The following is a 19,543-nucleotide window of genomic DNA, read 5'->3' on the forward strand; positions in this document are numbered from 1 at the left end:
AACAGATATGCAAAAGAATATTGTATGGATTGGACTGGCCCTCGTGTTGGCAAGTAGTTTACAGGTGAAGGCACAATATGAAAAACAAGCCAGTACGTACAAACGGTGGTTTGTTGGCAGCACTTTATTTTTATTGGGCAATTTGGCTACTACAAATCCTCCCAATTTCGCTCAACTCAATTTTGGCTATCGTATTACAGGTAAAGATGTAATTACAGTAGAACCAAAAACGTGGAAATATGCTTGGCCGAATGGTATTCACCCAATTTTTAATAAATCCTACGGAAAGCCGGAAGAAAAATTTCCGGGATACATTCGTGAGTATGGCTTATCTGTGGCTTACCAACGGTTTTTGTGTAAAGGGCTATATGCCGAACTTAATGTAATGCCTACTTGGCAAGATTTTGTGAATGATGGCGGCAAAAAAATTGACAATGGATTTCAGATTTTCAATACGTACCGTATAGGTTATCACATCAAACTGTTTAAGGACAGATTTTTCATTCAACCATCAATTGCCATTACCCACCGTGCTTATCACACTAAAATGCCTGATGTATTTAAACAGTTGGATGATAAGTGGTCTACATTCATTTTCGGAGAACCGGGATTTCATTTTGGGTTTAATTTTTAATCACCCGGCTTGGGCAGGTTTGAGAATCCCATTTCGGCGTTTCGGTTGACGGGGCAAACGCGCCAGCGGTCAGGCTTTTGGCTCGTTAGGCGGGTTTCGGCCGACAGCGCAAACGCGCTGGTGTTTGCACTCTAAAGAAGCAGATTATCGTTACATTTTATTAGTTTTTGGCTGGACAATCAAAAAATACCATCATGAAGAACAAACTCGTATTAGTTGTCTTAACGTTTGGCATCTACTTTTCAACATTTGCTCAACAAAGACCCGCTTCTAAATCCGAAAACAAAGCGGATATTGTCGAGAAAGGCTTAACCAAGGTGTCCATTTTGTACCCATACTCAGAAGGCAAAACCTTTAATATGGAGTATTACGAAAAAAGTCATATGCCATTTGTGGCAGGTTTATTAGGGTCCAATCTAATACGTTATACCATAGAAAAAGGGATTTCAAATGGAACACCCAACTCTCCGTTACCCTTTATGGCGATTGGCAGTTTTTATGTAAAAAATCTCAGTGATTATCAGGCGGCTATTGCTCCAAATATAGAGGCTATACGCGCTGATTTTCCAAAGTACACCAACATCAGTCCTACTATACTGATAAGTGAAGTGATAAAGTGATTTTTTGAATTGTCAAAAACGCCCCGGTTAGGCAACATTTTTGGTTCGTTTGGCGGGTCGCAGGCGACAATTTGAATGCCCCTTAGGTTGCCTTAAATAATAAAAATGTAATGATCACAGCCATTTGCCCCAAGTTGCCGATGCGTAGTAAGGCAGCAACAAAAGATTTCTATCTACATCAATTGGGCTTTCAGGAGTTGGGAAGTAGTAGCTACCCTGATTATTTGATGATTCAAAAGGACGGCCTTGAAATTCACTTCTTCCTATTTGAAGATCTTGTTCCTGAAGATAACTATGGACAAGTTTACATTAGGACTGATGATATTGATAAGTTGTACCATTCTTTAACGGACAAGCCAGAAATCATTCACCCAGCCGGTTCTTTACAAACAAAACTATGGGGTGTTAAGGAATTTTCATTGCTTGATCCCGATAAAAATTTGCTCACGTTCGGTCAGATCGTTTAACTCTTCGCTTCGCCTGGGCGGCTTGCCCGGCGACAGGTAGCATGTCCCGAAGGAGAGCGGACATTCCAACTGGACTTGCTAGCTTTAACTGGACGCGGTCCCCGGGACAGAAATTGAAGTAACATCGGTCTTGAAAGGTAATCAGCCTAATCTCGTAAAAGGCTCCTGCCTGAGACGATACGAGATTTGAGTATCTGAAATTTGGGCATTTCATGAGATATCGTTTTAAATTTTAATCACTTTTTCGCTTCCCTATACGCGTATTGCCATTCATTTTAATCAGCATCCGATCCACACGTCCAGATGAATCCTTTTCAAACCAGATACGGATGCTTTCCTGCAACTGATCAAAAAAATGATTCTCATCTTCCGCCACCAGCACCGATCGAGGCCCGTTAGCAGGGTAGGCTATTAATTGACCATCTTCCACGTTCACCTGGATTACCAGATGTGGTTCACTTAGTTCGTAGGTTCCTATATAAGACATCAAGATCGATTCCGGCAGGGTAATCGATCGTTTCTGAACAGGTAGCTCATAGGGCTGCTCATAGAGGACGGCCAGCAAGCCCTTGGTCAATTCAGCCAGCGCGGGCGTCTCAATATTGGCCAGCAAAATGATACACACATCATCGGCTGGCAGGCGAGCGAAGTTACTGCGGAAACCGAAAATACCTCCGCTGTGACTAACAACCCGCTGCCCATACACCGTATCGATCATCCAGCCCAAGCCGTATTGATGGCGAATAGGCCGATAGGCTTCCTCTTGTAAGTTAGCACCGATGATCTGATGACGCTGTAAGCCTTGATGAAATCGGTAGAGATCCTCAACCGTGGAATAGAGCGAACCGGCCGAAAAAGAGACGGATGAATCGACAATCGGGGCTTGCTGAGTGTACTCTTTACCCGTTTGGGCGTAATAACCGGTGGCCCGCTTGTGGGGGTTTACCTGGCTAAAATCAAAACCACTCTGTGTCATTTCTAAGGGTTTCAATACATACTGACTGAGCGCTTGTTGATAGCTCATCTGGGTGACCTTCTGGATAATATAGCCCAGCAGCGAATAGCCAGAATTACTGTAATTCCAATCCGTTCCAGGCGAAAAGTCCAAGGGCTTATTCTGGAACAGGGCCAGCATTTTAGCTTCGGTGGCAGGCTTGCTGGCTTGCTGGAGCATAAATTCCCGATCCTGAGTATAATTATAGATCCCAGCGGTATGAGCCAACAGGTCCTGGACGGAGATACTGTCCCCATGCGGATAATGGGGATAAAATTGACTAAGCTTATCCTGTAGGGTTAATTTTTTGAGTTCGACCAATTTTAAAACCAGTGTTGCGGTCAATGTTTTGGTGATTGAAGCAATTTGGAAGATGGTTTGGGGCTCGTTAGTTGCGTTCAATTTACGGTCTCTAAAGCCATAGCCTTTTTTGAGTAAGATCTTCCCCTGACGACTCACCAGCACAGATCCGTTAAATTCATTGACGTTGAGATAAGCCTGCATTAATTCATCGAGCTTGTGAGCCTTCGTTTGGCCGAATGCATTCAGTGAATAGACAAAAAGGATCAGGGTATATAAGTTACGAAGTGGGCTCATCAGCTTTTCGTCGATCGATTGATTTGTTTGTTGTTTATTTAATCCCTCACTAGCTCGTTGGAAGATCCAGCACCGCAATAAGGTGTATTGCCTTGTACCTTGTTATGCAATATACGTGAACGGTTTAATTCCATTGTAAATGGTTCATCTCACAAAATCCTCCACAAAGTGAGACGAAGATTGATTTGCGTATGTATAATTCGGGCATTTCAAGAGACGGCTTTTTTTAATATCTGTTAACTCTAGTTAGTAGCATATGAATTAACAAATACGGGATTTTCCCCCTTGCTTAGCTCATTTTTATGGCTGTAACTTTGAAAAGCCTACTTCGCCTGTACGGCTAGGCCAGTGAATTGTTAAGTAGAGTAATATAGTACGTAATGAAACGTAGTTATGCTTTTTCATAGTAGTTACCGTTGTCATTGATTTAACGAAAAGTTGAAAATAGATTTTTGTGAATTAGCTGAAGTATCTAACGAACGATATAATTGGGGATTACTACAAGTTTAGTTAAAATAGTTGACATAAAGCTATTATAACTGTATCCTTAGTTTTTACCTTAAGTCAACACTCCCAGCATGCCGAAAAAGGGTATATAGAGTAGGCAAAATAAACACACATTATGGCACTTACACTAAATGAAACCGACGTAAAAATTGATGCCACTTTTACCCCCATGTTAAAAGATCTACAGGGCAACATTTTAAAACACCATGGCCGCACACATGCTTTTCATTTATTTTTTTTAATAAAACCTGGCAAAGTGGAGGCTGCCAAAACATGGCTTAAAAAATTTGCCAGCACAAAAATTACCAGTGCTTTTAAACAATTGGAAGACACTGATAAACACCACCAAAATGGAGCGTTTGATGGCGGCATTGTCTATACTGCCTCACTATCAAAAGCGGGGTATAGCAAACTGGGTTTTGATAATACGACTATACCTGACAGTCCTTCTTATCGCAAAGGCATGCGTAGCCAAAAAACTGTTTTGGCAGACTCACCTGCTAACTGGGAAACTGGATTTAAAAAAAATATTGATGGTCTGGTAATATTGGCTGACGACCAGGTAAGCCGCCTTACTGCTGAAAAAAATGCGGTGGCTGCCGAAATAAACACGTTTGCTACTATAGTAGTATCGCAAAAAGGTAAGATACTCCGAAATGAACATGGCACCGGCATTGAGCATTTTGGCTATGCTGATGGTGTAAGTCAGCCTAACTATTTAGCCGCAAGGCCTACACAGCCGGGTGCTCCTGCGCCCGTGCCTCCCACCCAGTGGAACGATAATCAGGCACCACTCAAAAACGTGCTGGTGAAAGACAAGGGGGGCAAAACTGCCGACAGCTATGGAAGCTATTTTGTTTTTAGAAAACTGGAGCAGAATGTGGCCGCATTCAAAATGAAAGAACAAGAGATAAGTGCAAGGTTTAACGGCGGTGCCGGTATAAAAGATAATAATGGCAACCCTAACGATGAACTGGCCGGCGCCATGATGGTGGGCCGGTTTGAAGATGGTACTGAAACCGTAAACCAGAGCACGGAAAAAGGCATTAACAATACTACCGTAAAATTAAACAACGACTTTGACTACCGGAATGATACGGCTGCTTCTAAATGCCCCTTTCATGCCCATATACGCATTACCAATCCCAGGGCAGATGTGGGTGCAGACCAGGTTTTTGCCAAAAAAGTTCGCATTACCCGCCGGGGCATTCCCTTCAACGATATTGGCCGGGATGAATTTGACCTTGAAAAAGACCAGCCCAATGGCGGTGTGGGTTTGCTGTTTATGTGCTACAACAGCCGCCTGGAAGAGCAGTTTGAATTTTTACAAAGCAGCTGGGCCAACCAGGGCAATATTGGCGGCCACCTGGTAGGACAAGATCCGATTATTGGCCAGGGTGCCAACACTACCGACCGCACATTACCAAGCCAGTGGGGCACCACCAACGGGCTTGAGAGCGTAAAAGACTTTAAAGACTTTGTTGAAAACAAGGGAGGCGAATATTTTTTTACGCCAAGTATTAGTTTTTTAAAGTCACTTACAACGGTATAAGGTGAGGAAGTGATTTCAGTTTCCCATCGGGGTGTTCACAACATTACCTACGATAAAAATAATACTGTGAATCCCCGTTGGAAGAAGTCCAATATTATACGCCTACATGAGTATAAAGTCAGAACTTGAATAAAAAAGATTAGAGGAGCTTACGACAGTCTACTAATTGTTTCTAAAAAAACGAAAAAATCCCTCCTATGGTTGCAACTACCAAAGCGGGCTATTTGAAATCTGGCCCGCTTTGGTAGTTGCAACCTAATTACCGTCTTCAATTTATCGTACATGTCCTCCATCAATCATTCGAGTAAGTGTTGGTAACGTTCCGATTTCGAAAAATGGTAACTCTTCATGTCGAGTATTGTTGGATGGGTTCGAACTAAAACCTGCAAACGGTATCAACTTCTTGGTGGCAATAGGTTTTGCAATACCGTATGTAGAGTAATCGTAGTTATAGATGTGAAACTAGATTGATTTGTTTTTCTCATCGATCACTGCCATCTTTTAATCGTTTGACTACCATTTAGTTAAAATAGTAAAACAGCTTTGTACCAACTCGTGTTATTATAAGATTTCCAATATTCGCACTTATGGATTTCTGCGGACCTTACGACAAATACCTGGCTGACCATCATCGGACCTTTCTGCAAGCTCCCTTACTAGCGGGCTGGGAGTTTAGAAAAAACATGTTCTCCACAAGCAGCATGCCTGGTTGGGTGTCGTTAGCCAAAACCCAGGGTTGGAAGTTGCCAGCATCCATCCGCCACGAGTTATTGACTGACAAATGGGCTATTGTGGTCACGGATACGGACCAGATTATACAATATGTGAACATTCCGTTTGAAACCATGACGGGTTACTCCAGCCAGGAAGCTTTGGGACGCCGACCTAGTTTTTTACAGGGAGAAGGGACGTTGCCAACAATTCGCCAGCACATCAAACAGGGTATTGATCGGCAGAAGACCGTACGTGGTCAGTTAATGAATTACCGAAAAGACCAAACCCCTTATTGGTGTCAGATCATCATTCGTCCCCTTGTCAATCGGCAGCAACAGGTCGTCAACTTTATTGCCTTTGAGCAGGAGATCCTTTCGTAGTTTGGGACGTAAAGTACGAAAATAGTATCGACTGGTGCCTTAATCTCACGAAAACGCTCCTCGAACTGAGACAAATCAGCATTTACTAGAGTAGCTTACTCTGTTAGAAAAGCTCTGGAGCCACAGCTAACCCGTCACACTTATTCAGGGTGGCCTCAGCAGAGGGCTAGCCGAGGTTGGAACGTCAACCAAAGCTAGTTTTAAAGGCTGTTCGACTCCGAGCCAGCATCTTTCGTATCTTTGAGTAACTCTTCGTGCTCAATCGCCTGACCGCTCACCATGGCTCAAACCACATCCCCTACCGCTCCTACATTGCCTGAATTGATCAAGCAATACCAGGCGCTCACCACTGGCGTGATTAACTTCGAGCTGTATAACCAAATGGTGCACACCCATCATTCGACCGCTATCGAAGGCTCTACCCTGACCCTGCTGGAGACCCAGACCTTGTTAGAAAAAGGGCTTACGGCGGGGGGCAAGCCGTTAGAACACCACTTGATGGTCGTTGACCACCAGGCCGCTCAACAACTGGTCCTCGACTGGGCTACTCAACACGAGCCCTTGAACCGGGACCGGCTACAGGCCATTGCCGCAGCGGTCATGCGTCAAACGGGTGGTCCAACAAACACCCTATTGGGTACCTTCGATTCGAGCTTGGGTCAATTCCGCACGGTTAGCGCCATGGCCGGTAGCCGCATGTTTTTAGATGCCAAGAAGGTGCCAGCGGCCGTGGACACTTTGCTTAAAGAGATGAACACGCTGTTACCCGCAGCTAAAACAGTCCGGCAGGTCTATGACCTTTCCTTTCAGGTACATTTTCAATTGGTCAGTATTCATCCCTTTGGTGATGGCAACGGGCGCACTTCTCGGCTGCTGATGAATTATGTTCAGCAATATCATGGCTTGCCCTTAAGTTTAGTGTATGCCCAGGATCGAACGGCTTATATTGCTGCCCTAGAAGAGTCGCGTCGGCAAGAAGCGATCAAACCGATTACGGATTTTATGTACGGTCAGCTCACCCAGTTTCTTACTCAAGAGATTGCCCGCTTAAGCAAGCCACAAGTCCCTAAGAAGGGGGGACTGACATTACTTTTTTAGTGAATTGCTGGCAGACCACTTCTGTTTATAAACGTTTCAGCATAAGGCCATCTACCATTCATCTATCTGCGTCAAAAATGGGGCGTTTAATGCGACACAGCCTACCTTTCGTACTAATATAGGAAACACGAAAATAAAATCTATTGCGAAACACCCAAGTAGTAAGTTTCAAGGGGGGGCGGAAGCCTAAAAGCGTACCCCTTTTTGCAATTTAAGAAGAAAAGTACGAAAAGGGATAATAGCGATATTACAACCCACATAGTCGTTATATCTCGCCACTTTTTGGCTTCTAAACATTTTGGTAATTATACTTTTCGTTGCTATGGTTATCCATTCTATAAGTTTAGAATTAGCCGACTATTGGCCCAATAAGCGTTGGTCAACTGGATATATTTTTATGCTATCCATGGGTTTACTACTAAACTTAAAGACTACTAGTTGGGCGCAATCCTCCAAGGCTGATTCGCTATTGAACCGCTGTGGAAGCGATGAATATGAACGAATGCTCCAGCAACACTTCCCATTGCGACGAGTTCAACTAGAGACGTTAAATCAACGAATAGCTCAACTTACTACCCAGGCCAAACGGACACGGGCTATAGCTTCCCTTTTTCGCATTCCAGTAGTGGTTCATGTGATCCACGCCAATGCAAGTGGTCAAGTTGGAGGGGTCAACAATTCTAATATTTCTGATCAGCAAATAGTCTCCCAGATTCAAGTGCTTAACGAAGATTACCGGTATCAGGTTGGCACTAATGGAGCTACCAATCCGGCAGGCAGTGATAGTGGCATTGAGTTTTTTCTCGCTCAGACAGACCCCCAAGGCCAACCCACAACAGGTATTACACGACATTATTATCCAAATCAGACTAGTTTTCTACCCTTTGATCTAACCGATGCCTTGACCCTATCGCAGATTAGTCACTGGCCTAGCGACCGCTATTTAAATATTTGGGTTACCACCTTAACGGGGAATTATCTTGGATACACTCCCTTCCCCACGGCAGATGATACGATTCAGGGCCTATCGACTCCTTCGGAGAGCAGCTTGGACGGAACAACAATTGACTACCGTTATTTTGGTCGTCAGCAGGGAACGGTCACTAGTTCTACTTATGGCTACGGCCGCACAGCCACCCACGAAATAGGCCATTGGCTGGGCTTGTTTCATACGTGGGGAGATGCCATCTGTGGCGATGATTATATTGCCGATACCCCTCCTTGTGAAGGGCCTAATCAGAGCTTCTCCTGTCAACCAATTTATTCAACTTGTTCGGGCATAAAAACTCGAAATTTAATCGAAGACTACATGGATTATTCACCTGATCGATGTATGAGCCTATTTACTGCGGATCAAATTGCCCGCATGCATGCCGTTTTAAAGCTCAGCCCCCGCCGTGCTCGGTTGGCCCAACCTGTCATCGAGACAGAGTCCCTTTTGGTTACGGTGTTGCCGAACCCCGTTCAAAAGGAAGCCACAGTCTATGCTCAGTTTAAGGGGATTGAATCTTTGTCTTTAACCCTGTTTGACAACCTGGGTCGCTCGGTAAGAGCATGGCACTATCCTGTTACAGCCAGCCTCCGAGTGGGTTTATCAGTAGAGGGCTTACCTAGGGGTCTTTATTTACTCCATGTTTCCACTAGTCAGGAGGTAAAAAGTTGCCGTATATTGGTACTTTAGATATGTTTACCTGACAGGATGAATATAAGTTTTTGACTATAAGTGGCGCGCATCTATTGACGATTTTGGTGTTCCACAGTAGTTTGGTTTCGTTCTTTGGTACTAAAGTACGAAAAGTAGTTAGCCTAAGTCTCAGATAACCCTCCCTAAGGCGAGAGTATGTCTAAGCTTCGACAAGTTGGTTTCGTTTTTGAAGCTTGAGGGGCGATTTCCAGCGATCATGGGACCATAACCATTCGACGGGCGATCGACAAATCTGCTCTTCTAAATGATGAAAGTAGCGCTGAGTAATTGACAAGGGGCTATCCGGGTGCGCTCGCCAGTCCATTTCGGTCAAGCAGTACTCATAACAAAAACGGTCTATTTTCACGCAGTCAATCAAGACGACTACGGCGCCCATCCGCTCAGCCAGCCGTTCGGCGCCCACCTGCACAAACGTGGGCTGGTGCAAGAACAGCAGTTGATGCTTCAAACTGGCCGGGCCTGGGCGTTGATCAGCGATCAGCACGGCCAGGATCCGTTCAGCCTGACTTACCATCTGTCGGTAAAACGAGGCCTGGGGAATTAACTTAACGCCGAATCGTCGGCGCAGCTTGAGCAAAAGCCGATTCAGCCACGGCTTGCGCGGGGGCGAATACGCGGTATAGACCGGATAAGGGGAATACAGAGGTAGCTGGATCAAATACTCCCAATTGCCGTAGTGAGACGCCAGCAGAATCACCGGCTTTTGCTCTTGATGAAGTCGATGCAACAGAGCGGTATTGGTGAAGCGAGCCAGATGGTATCTCAAGGAGGGCGAAGCCATGGCAAATAGGAAGGGCTCTACACATAAATCACTTAAATGTCGATAGTACCCCTCCAGCAAGCACAGGACTTCTTTCGGCTCTTTGGCGGGAAAGGCCCGGCTCAGATTGCGGTAAATGGTCTCATAGCGGTAGCGCAAGCCGTATCGAAGCACGATAAACACCAAGCCCGAACAGCAGTGGGCCAGCCTGAGCCAGACCGAGTTTGTTTTAAAAGCGAACATAGGAACTCAACTCCTCGGTCAGTCGATGGCTTACTAACTAGGGTGGAAAGTGAGGTTTTGGCGTTGGTAATGGAAAATGAAAACAGGGCGAACTTACCGAGCTGCCTCAGCCCTTGCTTAGCTTGATCTTGAACTTGGTCTGGGCCGTAGCCTTACAATCAACGATTACCCCGAGCAGTCGGCTTTCTTAATAGGGTTATACCCCTCATCACCCTTAATGAACAAACCCCTGTAACGTATGGCTATCCAGTTCCAACTTGATTTTACCACCCCCTTCGGCTTCGGCGATTTGGTCTTTGCCCGTCATCCGCCCAGTGAAATTCCCAATATGGGCGGACCAGCCTGGCCACCCTATCGGACGGGCACGATTGCCCAAGTAAAACTAGTGCTAAAGGAAGAGCTGGAGAAAGCCTTGGTGGTAACCCACCCAACGGAGCAGAAAACGTTGTCGGTAGCCTGCGTGATCTACACCATCCTGAGCCCACCGACCGATCCTCATCAATCAGCCATTACGGTGGAGTGCTCCATGGCCCCTGATAGCGCACCGATGATATTTGGGAGTGAGCAGGAAATCAAGGCTTACTTAGCGCATGGCGCTTAATCGCTGGCTTGGCTAGGCAAGTCCATTTAATCTACCCGCTTTCAACCGATGGCATTTCCTGCTCTAGAGTATGGGTGTTTAACGGCCTAACGGCTCGTTAGCTTGCAGGTAAGCGACTAACTGTTCTGGCTGGATAAATAAGGTCGGGGCACGGTCAGGATCGGTAGACCAAACCACGTCAAAGGCAGAAAGCGCCTGGATTGATAACGGTTCCAGCGTATACACCACCTGCTTAGCATGAATCGATTGGTCAGCGAGGTGTTCCGTCAGAAGACAAGTGTTGTCAGGACCCAAATCCAGCCGCAAGCGCATGCTTAGTATGACAGCCTGCAAAATTTGGTGCGATGCCGGACCGCCAACATCGCCCTGATGGCTGGGTGGGTAATAGGTGTACACCACATCGCCCACCCCAAACGGAGCGGTAAACTCCAGTGAAAAATGAACAGCCATAGAACCGAAGTAGGTTTACAAAGAAGCATCCATTTTGTTAACCCCGCCGATAGCTATATAGCGAAACGCTAACCCCTGTTAGCGAGGCACTGGTCCAGCTACCGACAACGCGTGATCCATAGCCTCATCTTTAAGCTGGATATTGGCAATCGGCGTAGCTAGTTGGTTTTCAATAGATGAAACGGCGAATGATCAAAGCGACTACGATTGGCAGAGCCCTGGGTATAGGGGTTTTATTGGGCAGTGTGATTTATTTGGCGATGGGGCTGTACACGGGCCGAGTAGCTTTGTGGTATGCAATCGCACTCGCGCTGCTGGTGCTGCTTGTTCTACTGCTGCTACTACCCCGGATTGGGAAAAGATCTTAAGGGACTTTAGTGGATGTTTTTTCAGGGTGACCGGACGGGATTGATTTTCTTTGATTCCTGAATGATCGTTTGGATGTCGCTAGTTCTAGTTTAGCAGATTGAAACTCCCCTTTGTATGATCTCACAAAAGGCTCCCTTCTGAGACAAAGAGCAATTTGAGTATCGATAATTTGGGCGATTAATGAAACATCCTGCTTCATACCTTGGCTAACCTGTATAGCCTTGCTAGCTGTCAACTTTCTGACCGACTAGTTAAGATGAGTTTCCATTGCCGCTCTAAGGCCAGCAGGGGCTGACTAAAATCCTGCCCATCAAACACCTCAGGGGGTAATACCATCGCTCGCTGACCATCCACTATCCGGATCGACAGCAACTTATCACCCTTCTTCTGGATGGCACTCAACACATTGAAGCCTACTTCCAGGGAGGGGCTTCGAAAAGAGAACCTGCGTAGCTCGCCTTGAGTAGTTATACAGCTAATATAAATGAACATGTAGGGTTAGTAAAAGAGCTTAAGCTTACCATCATGTCCCTTATTCCATAAAGTAGTTAGGAGAGCTACTTGACAAAGGTCGCTACCCAATAAACAAGATCATAATTAAAAATGGGTAAATCTTACTAGTAAGGTAAATAGGGGGTTATAGCGTATCTACTTAGTTGAACTTGCGTTTCTCTAAGTAGATATTCTGGTCACGGCTTCATAGCCCATTGTCAGATGAGTTCCCTTGGCCACCCAAGCCTTTTTATCAGTACACCAACGAAGGAGTCTGGGTTCACTCCTAAGCCGGGGAAAGGGAACCCGCTAAACCTAGTTGAGGGGAGGATCGATGGTGGGCAAACTTACCGATTGGTGCCAATACCTGTGTAACATCTGAACGTATTTATGCCAGCCTTGCAGATCCTCCGGTTTTTGGGTGTAGGCAACCGCCCCCTGCTGGTAGGCCTGTTCAATTTTGACTTTCTCATCCAACACACTCAACATAATGATAGGTACAGATCCCTTAAAATAAGCCCGTAACTGGGCCAGCAAACTTAACCCATCAGTAGAGTCGCGTAGATCAATATCCAGCAGGATCAGTTGAGGAGGACGATCCGTGTGCGTTTGTACATACGCCAGCGTTTCCTCAACCGATCGCATCGGAATGAACCTGGCTTGTGGAAACTCGTTTAGAGCGATTCGGGTGAGCAGATCACTGACCGGTGGTTCATCATCCACCACCAGAATGTCAAAGGTAAACGTAACTTGTTCTGATTGCATAGGGTGATGTATAAGTGGTAGTTGTGTAAGGGATACGGCTTGGGCTCCCCACTGGTTTGCCCAGGTAGACACCTAACGAGCAAAGCCGCTAAGTAGTTGCCGCAATCGACTAAAACGCATTTTCGTCAAATCTACTTAACCTAGTTACATCGCATAGTGGGTGGGGGTAGCCGTACCGTTTCCCACCAGTAAGCGCGCAGCTCCTCAAACAGAATTTGCCAGCCAGCTAAGTCGATTGGTTTGCTGACGAAAGAGGCACCGCCTAACTCATAAGCTTTACTAATATCAGCCCGCTGATTAGAGGCACTCAACACGATAATGGGAATCCACCGGGTGGGAGCCGATAGAGCTTTGATAGCCGTTAGTAATTGCCAGCCATCGTCTAAGCTGGGCAAGTGCAGGTCCAGCAGGATCAACTTGGGCAGTTCCCATTCCTGTTGTTGCCAAGATGTCAGTAGCGTTAGGGTTTGCTGGGGCGATTCCGCTCGCTGAGGGCTTCCTTGCTTAAAGCCCTGGGAAATGGCTTGCTGGATGAAAGTCCATTGCTGGTCCAGGGGCTCAATGATGAGTAGTTTTGCCCCCGGATTCTGACTGAGTTGGCTGTTTTTAGCATTGGTCATGATGGCTTCGGCTGGTTAATCTAGTAGCTTAACCTGCCGAAGCTCAGATTGTTACCTATCAAATAACTGTTTTACAGGTTTCTGACCATATTAGTGGTTCTTCCAGTTAGCCCAAACAGGAGTGGGTAGGCAATGATCATTCGTCTTAATTAACCCTCCTAAATGAGATGAAGGGGCGTTCATGGTTCAGTTCCTTAAATGAGTTGTTGGTTGAGATGGATAAAAAGACAACCGCATCGATCAATCCTCGATGCGGTTGAGCAACATAAAATGGCCGCTGTTACACTAGTCGATCTTACACTATTTACTAGAGTCAACAGGCCCCGTTTACTTAACGATTGACTCTTGTCAGATGGCAATATCTTTACTGACCAGGCTAGCCTTACTGAAAGCCCTGCTGGCTTAAATACTGTCTATCGGCTTCATTCCGAGGATGTACCCCCACAACAATACCGCCACTTTTCAGTCCCGTTTCATAGGTTTTCGCCGTTTCTTCGGGGATACCTGAATTGACTAAAGCGCCAATCAAGCCCCCTGCCAGACCACCCGCTCCAGCACCCGCCAAGCCAGCCGCTAACGGGCCAGCCACCAGTAAGCCCAGGCCTGGTAAAGCCAGCGTTGTGCCAATGGCTGCAATCGCTGCCGCTACGGCTCCCACGGTTCCCCCAATGGCCGAGCCTTTACCCGCCCCCTCCATGGTTTTATCTGTTAAGGCGGAATCGTCAGCGTAGCGATGGTCAAAGTGCTGTTTGCGAGTTTCATCGGTCATGACAATGTTGACATCCTCTTTTGAAAAGCCATGCGCTAATAAGGCATTGTAAGCCGTCTCGGCGGCCTCGCGATCAGGAAAGATAGCCGTCATCATCGTTGTTGATGTGGTTGACGAAGTGGTGTTAAAGCTGGTGTTGTCTGTTTGATTAGTCATTGCAGTATTGGGTTTTGTTGTGTAACCGACTAGGAGAACCTGGTGGGTTACGAACTAACCTTGCCCCAGCAAACATGTTTGAGTAATATGAGCTAGTGGTCGAGGATTGGCAAGCTTATGCCCTATGATTGAGCCGGGGTGGCCGTCTTAAGACGAACGAGCGACCATGTATCTGTTTTCTTTCTTGGGGGCTTACTCAATTGCCGCAGTGCGCTTCTATCCTGGGGTCTTGGAATAGCGCAACTGGTTTATTTCCAGCTCTTAGACCTTCGTTTCGGTGACGACATACAGTAAACGAACGTTACGACCGCTCGTCACTTTTTAGCCAACAGTTTGCCTGGCTGACGGCGAAGGCTTACTTGCTGGAGTGACTGCTTTAATAAAGATAAAGGGGGTGGTTTGGTAATGTAATCATTCATGCCTGCCTCTAAACAGAGCTGCCGATCTTCCTGCATGGCATTCGCCGTCAGGGCAATGATCCAGGGTTGATCGATAGACTGCTGCCGAATCCGTCGGGTGGCTTCCAGACCATCCATCTCGGGCATTTGAACATCCATCAGAATTAAATCAAAGCCCTGCGGTAAGCTTTCCAATACTTCGTAGCCGTTGCTGGCCACAGCGGGTGAATAGCCTAATTTATTGAGTATCCGAACCAGTAACTTTACGTTCACCGGCGCATCCTCCGCAATCAGGACACGCAATGGAAATTGTTGAGCAAAATCCTGATTGTAGATTGGCTCCGGCCGGGCTGCGGCCGGACGGGCCACGATGGGTTTGGCTTGTAGGGTCTGCTGAATCAAATGGACAAAAGGCTGTTGGTGGATGGGTTTAGTCAATATGGCCGAAAATAGGTCCGCATGCATTTTTCGACTTTCGTCACCCATGGAGCTGAGTAGGATAATGGGGATGCTAGGATACCTGGCTTTGATGTGTTGAGCCAACTCAATACCGTCCATCTGAGGCATTTGTCGATCCGTAATGACCAAGTTAAACGAGTGCCCCTGGTGCAGGATGTCCAGCGCCTGCTGGCCTGAATCAGCTACGGTAGGCTGCAACTGCAGGTACTCAAGTTGCGTCTTCAGAATGGTCCGGTTGGTCTGATTGTCATCCACCAGTAATACGGCCTTGCCCGCCTGATCCGCCAAATGAGCATACATGTAATGCTGGGTAAGCTGCTGACTGACTTGACTTCGGATGGTAAACCAAAACTCGGTACCTTTCCCGACTTCACTCTCCACCTGGATACGCCCACCCATCAGCGCGATCAGCCGCTGACTAATCACCAGCCCCAAGCCCGTTCCACCGTACTGACGGGTATGGGATGAATCGACCTGGGAGAAGGCTTTAAAGAGCCGGTCGATTTTATCACGAGGGATACCAATCCCTGTGTCCCGTACCGAAAAAGCTAATTCGATGTCGCCCTCAGGTTGGAATACTACCTTATGAACACTAACCAGGATTTCTCCTTGGTGGGTAAACTTAATCGCATTACCTACCAGATTGATCAGAATCTGTCGAAGCCGTAGGCTGTCACCAATGATCTGAGCAGGTACCTGGGGATCGATTTGATAAATCAAATCCAAGCCAATCTGGGCCGCTTTACCGCCAAACATGTCAAGCACCTCCTCAATACAATTTCTCAGATTGATGTCCTGTTGTTCAAGTTCTAGGTGACCGGATTCAATCTTGGAAAAATCGAGGATATCATTAATAACCCCTAATAAACTTTCTCCACAACTCCGAATGGTATCGGTATATTCTCGCTGCTCATCCGAAAGGGGTGTTTCTTCCAGCAGGGATGTCATACCGATGACCCCATTCATGGGTGTGCGAATTTCATGGCTCATCGTCGCCAGAAAGACACTTTTGGCTTTGTTAGCTAACTCCGCTTCCTGGCGAGCCTGCTGCTCCTGCGCCGACTGCTGCTGTAACTGTTCATTCAGACTCTGTAAGTGTAGTGCTTGCTCCAGTAACTCCTGTTTCTGCTGGTTGACTTCCTGGGTACGCTCTTGAACCTGCTGTTGTAAGAAGATCTGTAGTCGCTGTAAGTGGCTAACCCGTAGGCGGTAAATCCCGTAGGCGCTGCCTAGCCCTAGTAGAACCAGTAGTATTCTAAACCACCCCGTTTGCCAGAAGGGCGGAATTACATGCAGGATGAGGGAGGTACCGGCCGAATTCCAGATCCCGTCGTTATTCGAGGCTTTTACCCGGAACACATAGTCGCCAGGATCCAAATTAGTGTAGGTCGCTGAGCGCTGGGTACCTGCCTGAATCCAGCCCTGGTCAAAGCCTTCCAGTGTATAGGCATATTGATTACTGGCCGGCATGGTATAATTGAGCGCGGCAAACCCAAAGGAGATCACTGACTGCTTGTAGGAAAGGGTCAACTCATGGGTTTCATCAATGGGCTTGGTTAAGGGGGAGTTCTTATCCTGTACATGCACGGATTTATTAAATAGCTGCAAGTCCGTGATATAGACCGGAGGAATGGCTGGATTATAGCGAATACGGTCCGGGTAAAAGCTGTTGAGGCCCGCTGAACCACCGAAAAACAATTGTCCATTCGGGCTTTTATAAGCGGCCATTCGGTTAAAGGAACGACCCTGTAAGCCATCACGGGCATCAAAGCTATGGAAGGCATGCGTCTTGGGATTAAAGGAGGTCAAGCCTTTATTGGTACTCAGCCAGAGCGTGCCCCGATCATCTTCCAGAATGGCCTGGATGACCTCATTAGGCAAACCATCTGACTGGCGAAAGCTGGAAAAGGTTTGCGATTGGGAGTCAAACCGATTTAAGCCACCATGAGTGCCGATCCAGAGCTGGCCGGTTGAACTCTTAAAAAGGGCCGTTACCAGGTTATTACTTAAGCTATTACGCTTTTTCTCCTCATGCTGATAGTGGGAAAAGGTATGCGTAGCTGGATGAAAGATATTGATGCCGCCCCCTTCCGTGCCGATCCAGATAGCTCCCTGCTGATCTTCCCATAAGGTCGTAATGGTGGGGCAGTTGAGTTGATCCGTTCGGCTCGAATTTGGCAGGTAACGCACAACTGCCCCGGTTTTAGGGTTATACAGGATGAGACCTTCCTCAAACGTACCTAACCAGAAAAGCCCATTTCGGGCTTGTAGGATAGCGCTAATACTTAGATTATTGAAGTTGCCTTGGGCCTGAAATGTACCCCTAGCTCGATCCATCAGCCATAGCCCTCCCTTGTAACAACCGACCCACAGCCGTTGCTGGACGTCTTCCAGAATCGTCAGCACATAATTACTACCTAAGCTAGTGGGTGACTCCGAATGGGTATAAGCCTCAAATACAGTCTGTCCTTTTCGTAATACGTTCAAACCACCACCATCCGTCCCCAGCCATAGATTGCCCTGCCGATCTTCCTGGACAGCCAGGATATTAGGGTTGGTCAGGCGGTTGGTATTGGCCGGAGTCCGTTGATAAAGTCGGAAGTTTTGGGGGGCTGCGTCCAGCTTATTGATACCACCGGCATAAGTACCCACCCACATCGTTCCCGTACGATCCCGAAACAGGGCATAGATAGAGCCATTATTGAGCCCATCGCTATCGGCTTCATTATAAGTAAAGTAGGAAAACTGCCCCTGAGTATGGAGCACATTGATACCCCCATTCCGGGTGCCAATCCATAAATTATGTTCCCTGTCTTCGGCCAGCGCAACGACGTCATCATGGGTTAGTTGAAAAGGCTTAGGACCTGAGCGTCGATAGTGGACAAAAGTACCCGAAGGCGCCTGAAATCGATTTAATCCACCGCCTTCGGTGCCTACCCACAGTTGTCCTTTTGAATCGACATAGCAGGTATTGACCTGATTATGACTCAAAGAGTGCCTATCCGCCGGGTTATAGCTATAATGAGTGAAGGAGCCTGTGGCCGGATTAAATTGATCAACCCCATGATTAGCCGTCCCGATCCACAGTACACCGGTTTGATCCATACAAAGGGCACGGACAAAGTTATCACTTAAGCTGGCTGGATCGGAGGGTTGATGCGTATACTGGGTAAAGGAGCCCGTGGCAGGGTTAAATCGATTTAAGCCGCCCCCTTCTGTACCAATCCAGAGGTAGCCCTGAGCATCTTGGGTTATGGTCTGGACTTTATTATGGCTGAGGCTATTTTTACGGGTGGGCTCGTGTTTGAAATTGGTAAAGCCATCGGTGTAAGGATCAAATAGGCTCAAACCTCCATCATCAGTACCTACCCATAGCCGTTTCTGTCTATCTTCGAAAAGGGTATGGATATAACTATGGCCGATACTGGACGGGTTGAGGGGATCATTTCGATAGAGCGTATAGGAGTAGCCGTCAAATTTGTTAAGTCCATCCTGGGTGCCAAACCACATAAAACCCCGATGATCCTGTAAAACGCAGGTGACCGTATTTTGGGCTAATCCCTCCTTGGTGGTTAGGTGGGAGAATCGGATGAGTTGATGCTGGGTCCAGGCGGGAAAGGAATAACAATTTAGAAGCAGCACAAGTAAACTAATTCGAAATGGCATCCTAAGTTACGGTTACATAGTGGATTACTATTTGTAAATATAGTACAATTCTATTTATATATTTTGATATTAGTTACAATAGATAAGCCCGGACTTCTTCCCACGAAGCGTCAACCGAAAAGCTAACGTATAGCCCAAATCTGTTTCTGAAGTCAATGGATAGTTTCTAGAATGTTTTACGAATCCGACTATTCAGGGTTTTGTGGTCGTCGTCTTGACTTTATAATCCTTTTGTTTAGGTCATCAAATGCAAGTAGACAGGTTAGTCGATCCACTCCGGCTCGGCTTTGTTAATGGATTCTCAAAAAATGCTCATTGGTGAGACGAAGTAGCCTCATGGATTTATTACTTCAAGTAACCTACTATACTCGCAGCTATCGAGCTTGAATTTTTCCTGCATTTGTCCTGACCCCCTAAAAGTGAGCCAGTGAAAAGTAGAGTAAAAAACTTTAATTTCATTGGTAAACAAAAGGGAAATGAAAGCAACACGATTTACCGAATCGCAGATCGTAGCGATTCTTAGGCAG

General features: G+C 46.6%; 17 protein-coding genes. 9 read left to right on the forward strand and 8 right to left on the reverse strand.

The genetic code is table 11. From position 1 onward, the window contains the following. Positions 1–7: 7 nt before the first annotated feature. The 3 genes from ACYVFD_RS29380 (at position 8) to ACYVFD_RS29390 (ending at position 1,721) form a co-directional block, all read left to right on the forward strand. Entirely contained in the window at positions 8–634 is a 627-nt protein-coding gene (locus ACYVFD_RS29380; RefSeq protein WP_461094092.1) for a hypothetical protein, read from the forward strand. A 194-nt stretch (positions 635–828) separates the two neighbouring features. Next, on the forward strand, positions 829–1,254 hold the full coding sequence (locus ACYVFD_RS29385; RefSeq protein ID WP_461094093.1) for an EthD family reductase: 426 nt from the start codon (positions 829–831) through the stop codon (positions 1,252–1,254). 110 nt (positions 1,255–1,364) lie between these two features. Then, a complete protein-coding gene (locus ACYVFD_RS29390; RefSeq protein ID WP_461094094.1) occupies positions 1,365–1,721 on the forward strand; it encodes a bleomycin resistance protein in 357 nt (118 codons plus the stop codon). 232 nt (positions 1,722–1,953) lie between these two features. Here ACYVFD_RS29390 and ACYVFD_RS29395 read toward each other — a convergent pair whose 3' ends face one another. Beyond that, positions 1,954–3,312: a serine hydrolase gene (locus ACYVFD_RS29395; RefSeq protein WP_461094095.1), complete on the reverse strand. Its 1,359-nt coding sequence runs from the start codon at positions 3,310–3,312 to the stop codon at positions 1,954–1,956. 622 nt (positions 3,313–3,934) lie between these two features. Here ACYVFD_RS29395 and ACYVFD_RS29400 point away from each other — a divergent pair. The 4 genes from ACYVFD_RS29400 to ACYVFD_RS29415 all read left to right on the forward strand — a co-directional run bounded on the left by ACYVFD_RS29400 (position 3,935) and on the right by ACYVFD_RS29415 (position 9,244). Next, entirely contained in the window at positions 3,935–5,371 is a 1,437-nt protein-coding gene (locus ACYVFD_RS29400) for a Dyp-type peroxidase (protein ID WP_461094096.1), read from the forward strand. 587 nt (positions 5,372–5,958) lie between these two features. Further along, on the forward strand, positions 5,959–6,465 hold the full coding sequence (locus ACYVFD_RS29405; RefSeq protein WP_461094097.1) for a PAS domain-containing protein: 507 nt from the start codon (positions 5,959–5,961) through the stop codon (positions 6,463–6,465). Positions 6,466–6,744: 279 nt separating this feature from the next. Next, positions 6,745–7,563, forward strand: a complete 819-nt coding sequence (locus ACYVFD_RS29410) for a Fic family protein (RefSeq protein WP_461094098.1) — start codon at positions 6,745–6,747, stop codon at positions 7,561–7,563. A gap of 322 nt (positions 7,564–7,885) precedes the next feature. Beyond that, entirely contained in the window at positions 7,886–9,244 is a 1,359-nt protein-coding gene (locus ACYVFD_RS29415; RefSeq protein ID WP_461094099.1) for a M43 family zinc metalloprotease, read from the forward strand. 163 nt (positions 9,245–9,407) lie between these two features. Here ACYVFD_RS29415 and ACYVFD_RS29420 read toward each other — a convergent pair whose 3' ends face one another. Next, a complete protein-coding gene (locus ACYVFD_RS29420; RefSeq protein WP_461094100.1) occupies positions 9,408–10,202 on the reverse strand; it encodes a lysophospholipid acyltransferase family protein in 795 nt (264 codons plus the stop codon). A 307-nt stretch (positions 10,203–10,509) separates the two neighbouring features. Here ACYVFD_RS29420 and ACYVFD_RS29425 point away from each other — a divergent pair, with 307 nt between their 5' ends. After that, positions 10,510–10,872, forward strand: coding sequence for a hypothetical protein (locus tag ACYVFD_RS29425; RefSeq protein WP_461094101.1), 363 nt, complete (start codon positions 10,510–10,512; stop codon positions 10,870–10,872). Between the two features lie 78 nt (positions 10,873–10,950). Here the strand turns inward: ACYVFD_RS29425 and ACYVFD_RS29430 are convergent, their stop codons facing one another. Continuing rightward, positions 10,951–11,322 carry a hypothetical protein gene (locus ACYVFD_RS29430; RefSeq protein WP_461094102.1) on the reverse strand — a complete coding sequence of 124 codons (372 nt, stop codon included), beginning with the start codon at positions 11,320–11,322 and terminating at the stop codon, positions 10,951–10,953. Positions 11,323–11,498: 176 nt separating this feature from the next. Between ACYVFD_RS29430 and ACYVFD_RS29435 the strand changes: the two genes are divergently transcribed. Continuing rightward, positions 11,499–11,690, forward strand: a complete 192-nt coding sequence (locus ACYVFD_RS29435; RefSeq protein ID WP_461094103.1) for a hypothetical protein — start codon at positions 11,499–11,501, stop codon at positions 11,688–11,690. Between the two features lie 232 nt (positions 11,691–11,922). Here the strand turns inward: ACYVFD_RS29435 and ACYVFD_RS29440 are convergent, their stop codons facing one another. From ACYVFD_RS29440 to ACYVFD_RS29460, 5 genes are all read right to left on the reverse strand, one after another. Next, positions 11,923–12,183, reverse strand: coding sequence for a hypothetical protein (locus tag ACYVFD_RS29440; protein ID WP_461094104.1), 261 nt, complete (start codon positions 12,181–12,183; stop codon positions 11,923–11,925). A 315-nt stretch (positions 12,184–12,498) separates the two neighbouring features. Then, on the reverse strand, positions 12,499–12,948 hold the full coding sequence (locus ACYVFD_RS29445; RefSeq protein WP_461094105.1) for a response regulator: 450 nt from the start codon (positions 12,946–12,948) through the stop codon (positions 12,499–12,501). 140 nt (positions 12,949–13,088) lie between these two features. Then, positions 13,089–13,568, reverse strand: coding sequence for a response regulator (locus ACYVFD_RS29450; protein WP_461094106.1), 480 nt, complete (start codon positions 13,566–13,568; stop codon positions 13,089–13,091). A 382-nt stretch (positions 13,569–13,950) separates the two neighbouring features. After that, positions 13,951–14,493, reverse strand: coding sequence for a hypothetical protein (locus ACYVFD_RS29455; RefSeq protein ID WP_461094107.1), 543 nt, complete (start codon positions 14,491–14,493; stop codon positions 13,951–13,953). 314 nt (positions 14,494–14,807) lie between these two features. Further along, on the reverse strand, positions 14,808–19,016 hold the full coding sequence (locus ACYVFD_RS29460) for a hybrid sensor histidine kinase/response regulator (RefSeq protein ID WP_461094108.1): 4,209 nt from the start codon (positions 19,014–19,016) through the stop codon (positions 14,808–14,810). Between the last annotated feature and the right edge of the window lie 527 nt (positions 19,017–19,543).

Source organism: Spirosoma gilvum (genome assembly GCF_054776815.1).

What these genes read in the sequence shown, in the direction of transcription:
- ACYVFD_RS29380 (WP_461094092.1), top strand. Translation starts at nt 8, where the DNA reads ATGCAAAAGAATATTGTATGGATTGGACTGGCCCTCGTGTTGGCAAGT.
- ACYVFD_RS29385 (WP_461094093.1), top strand. Translation starts at nt 829, where the DNA reads ATGAAGAACAAACTCGTATTAGTTGTCTTAACGTTTGGCATCTACTTT.
- ACYVFD_RS29390 (WP_461094094.1), top strand. Translation starts at nt 1,365, where the DNA reads ATGATCACAGCCATTTGCCCCAAGTTGCCGATGCGTAGTAAGGCAGCA.
- ACYVFD_RS29395 (WP_461094095.1), bottom strand. Translation starts at nt 3,312, where the DNA reads ATGAGCCCACTTCGTAACTTATATACCCTGATCCTTTTTGTCTATTCA.
- ACYVFD_RS29400 (WP_461094096.1), top strand. Translation starts at nt 3,935, where the DNA reads ATGGCACTTACACTAAATGAAACCGACGTAAAAATTGATGCCACTTTT.
- ACYVFD_RS29405 (WP_461094097.1), top strand. Translation starts at nt 5,959, where the DNA reads ATGGATTTCTGCGGACCTTACGACAAATACCTGGCTGACCATCATCGG.
- ACYVFD_RS29410 (WP_461094098.1), top strand. Translation starts at nt 6,745, where the DNA reads ATGGCTCAAACCACATCCCCTACCGCTCCTACATTGCCTGAATTGATC.
- ACYVFD_RS29415 (WP_461094099.1), top strand. Translation starts at nt 7,886, where the DNA reads ATGGTTATCCATTCTATAAGTTTAGAATTAGCCGACTATTGGCCCAAT.
- ACYVFD_RS29425 (WP_461094101.1), top strand. Translation starts at nt 10,510, where the DNA reads ATGGCTATCCAGTTCCAACTTGATTTTACCACCCCCTTCGGCTTCGGC.
- ACYVFD_RS29430 (WP_461094102.1), bottom strand. Translation starts at nt 11,322, where the DNA reads ATGGCTGTTCATTTTTCACTGGAGTTTACCGCTCCGTTTGGGGTGGGC.
- ACYVFD_RS29435 (WP_461094103.1), top strand. Translation starts at nt 11,499, where the DNA reads ATGAAACGGCGAATGATCAAAGCGACTACGATTGGCAGAGCCCTGGGT.
- ACYVFD_RS29440 (WP_461094104.1), bottom strand. Translation starts at nt 12,183, where the DNA reads ATGTTCATTTATATTAGCTGTATAACTACTCAAGGCGAGCTACGCAGG.
- ACYVFD_RS29445 (WP_461094105.1), bottom strand. Translation starts at nt 12,948, where the DNA reads ATGCAATCAGAACAAGTTACGTTTACCTTTGACATTCTGGTGGTGGAT.
- ACYVFD_RS29450 (WP_461094106.1), bottom strand. Translation starts at nt 13,568, where the DNA reads ATGACCAATGCTAAAAACAGCCAACTCAGTCAGAATCCGGGGGCAAAA.
- ACYVFD_RS29455 (WP_461094107.1), bottom strand. Translation starts at nt 14,493, where the DNA reads ATGACTAATCAAACAGACAACACCAGCTTTAACACCACTTCGTCAACC.
- ACYVFD_RS29460 (WP_461094108.1), bottom strand. Translation starts at nt 19,016, where the DNA reads ATGCCATTTCGAATTAGTTTACTTGTGCTGCTTCTAAATTGTTATTCC.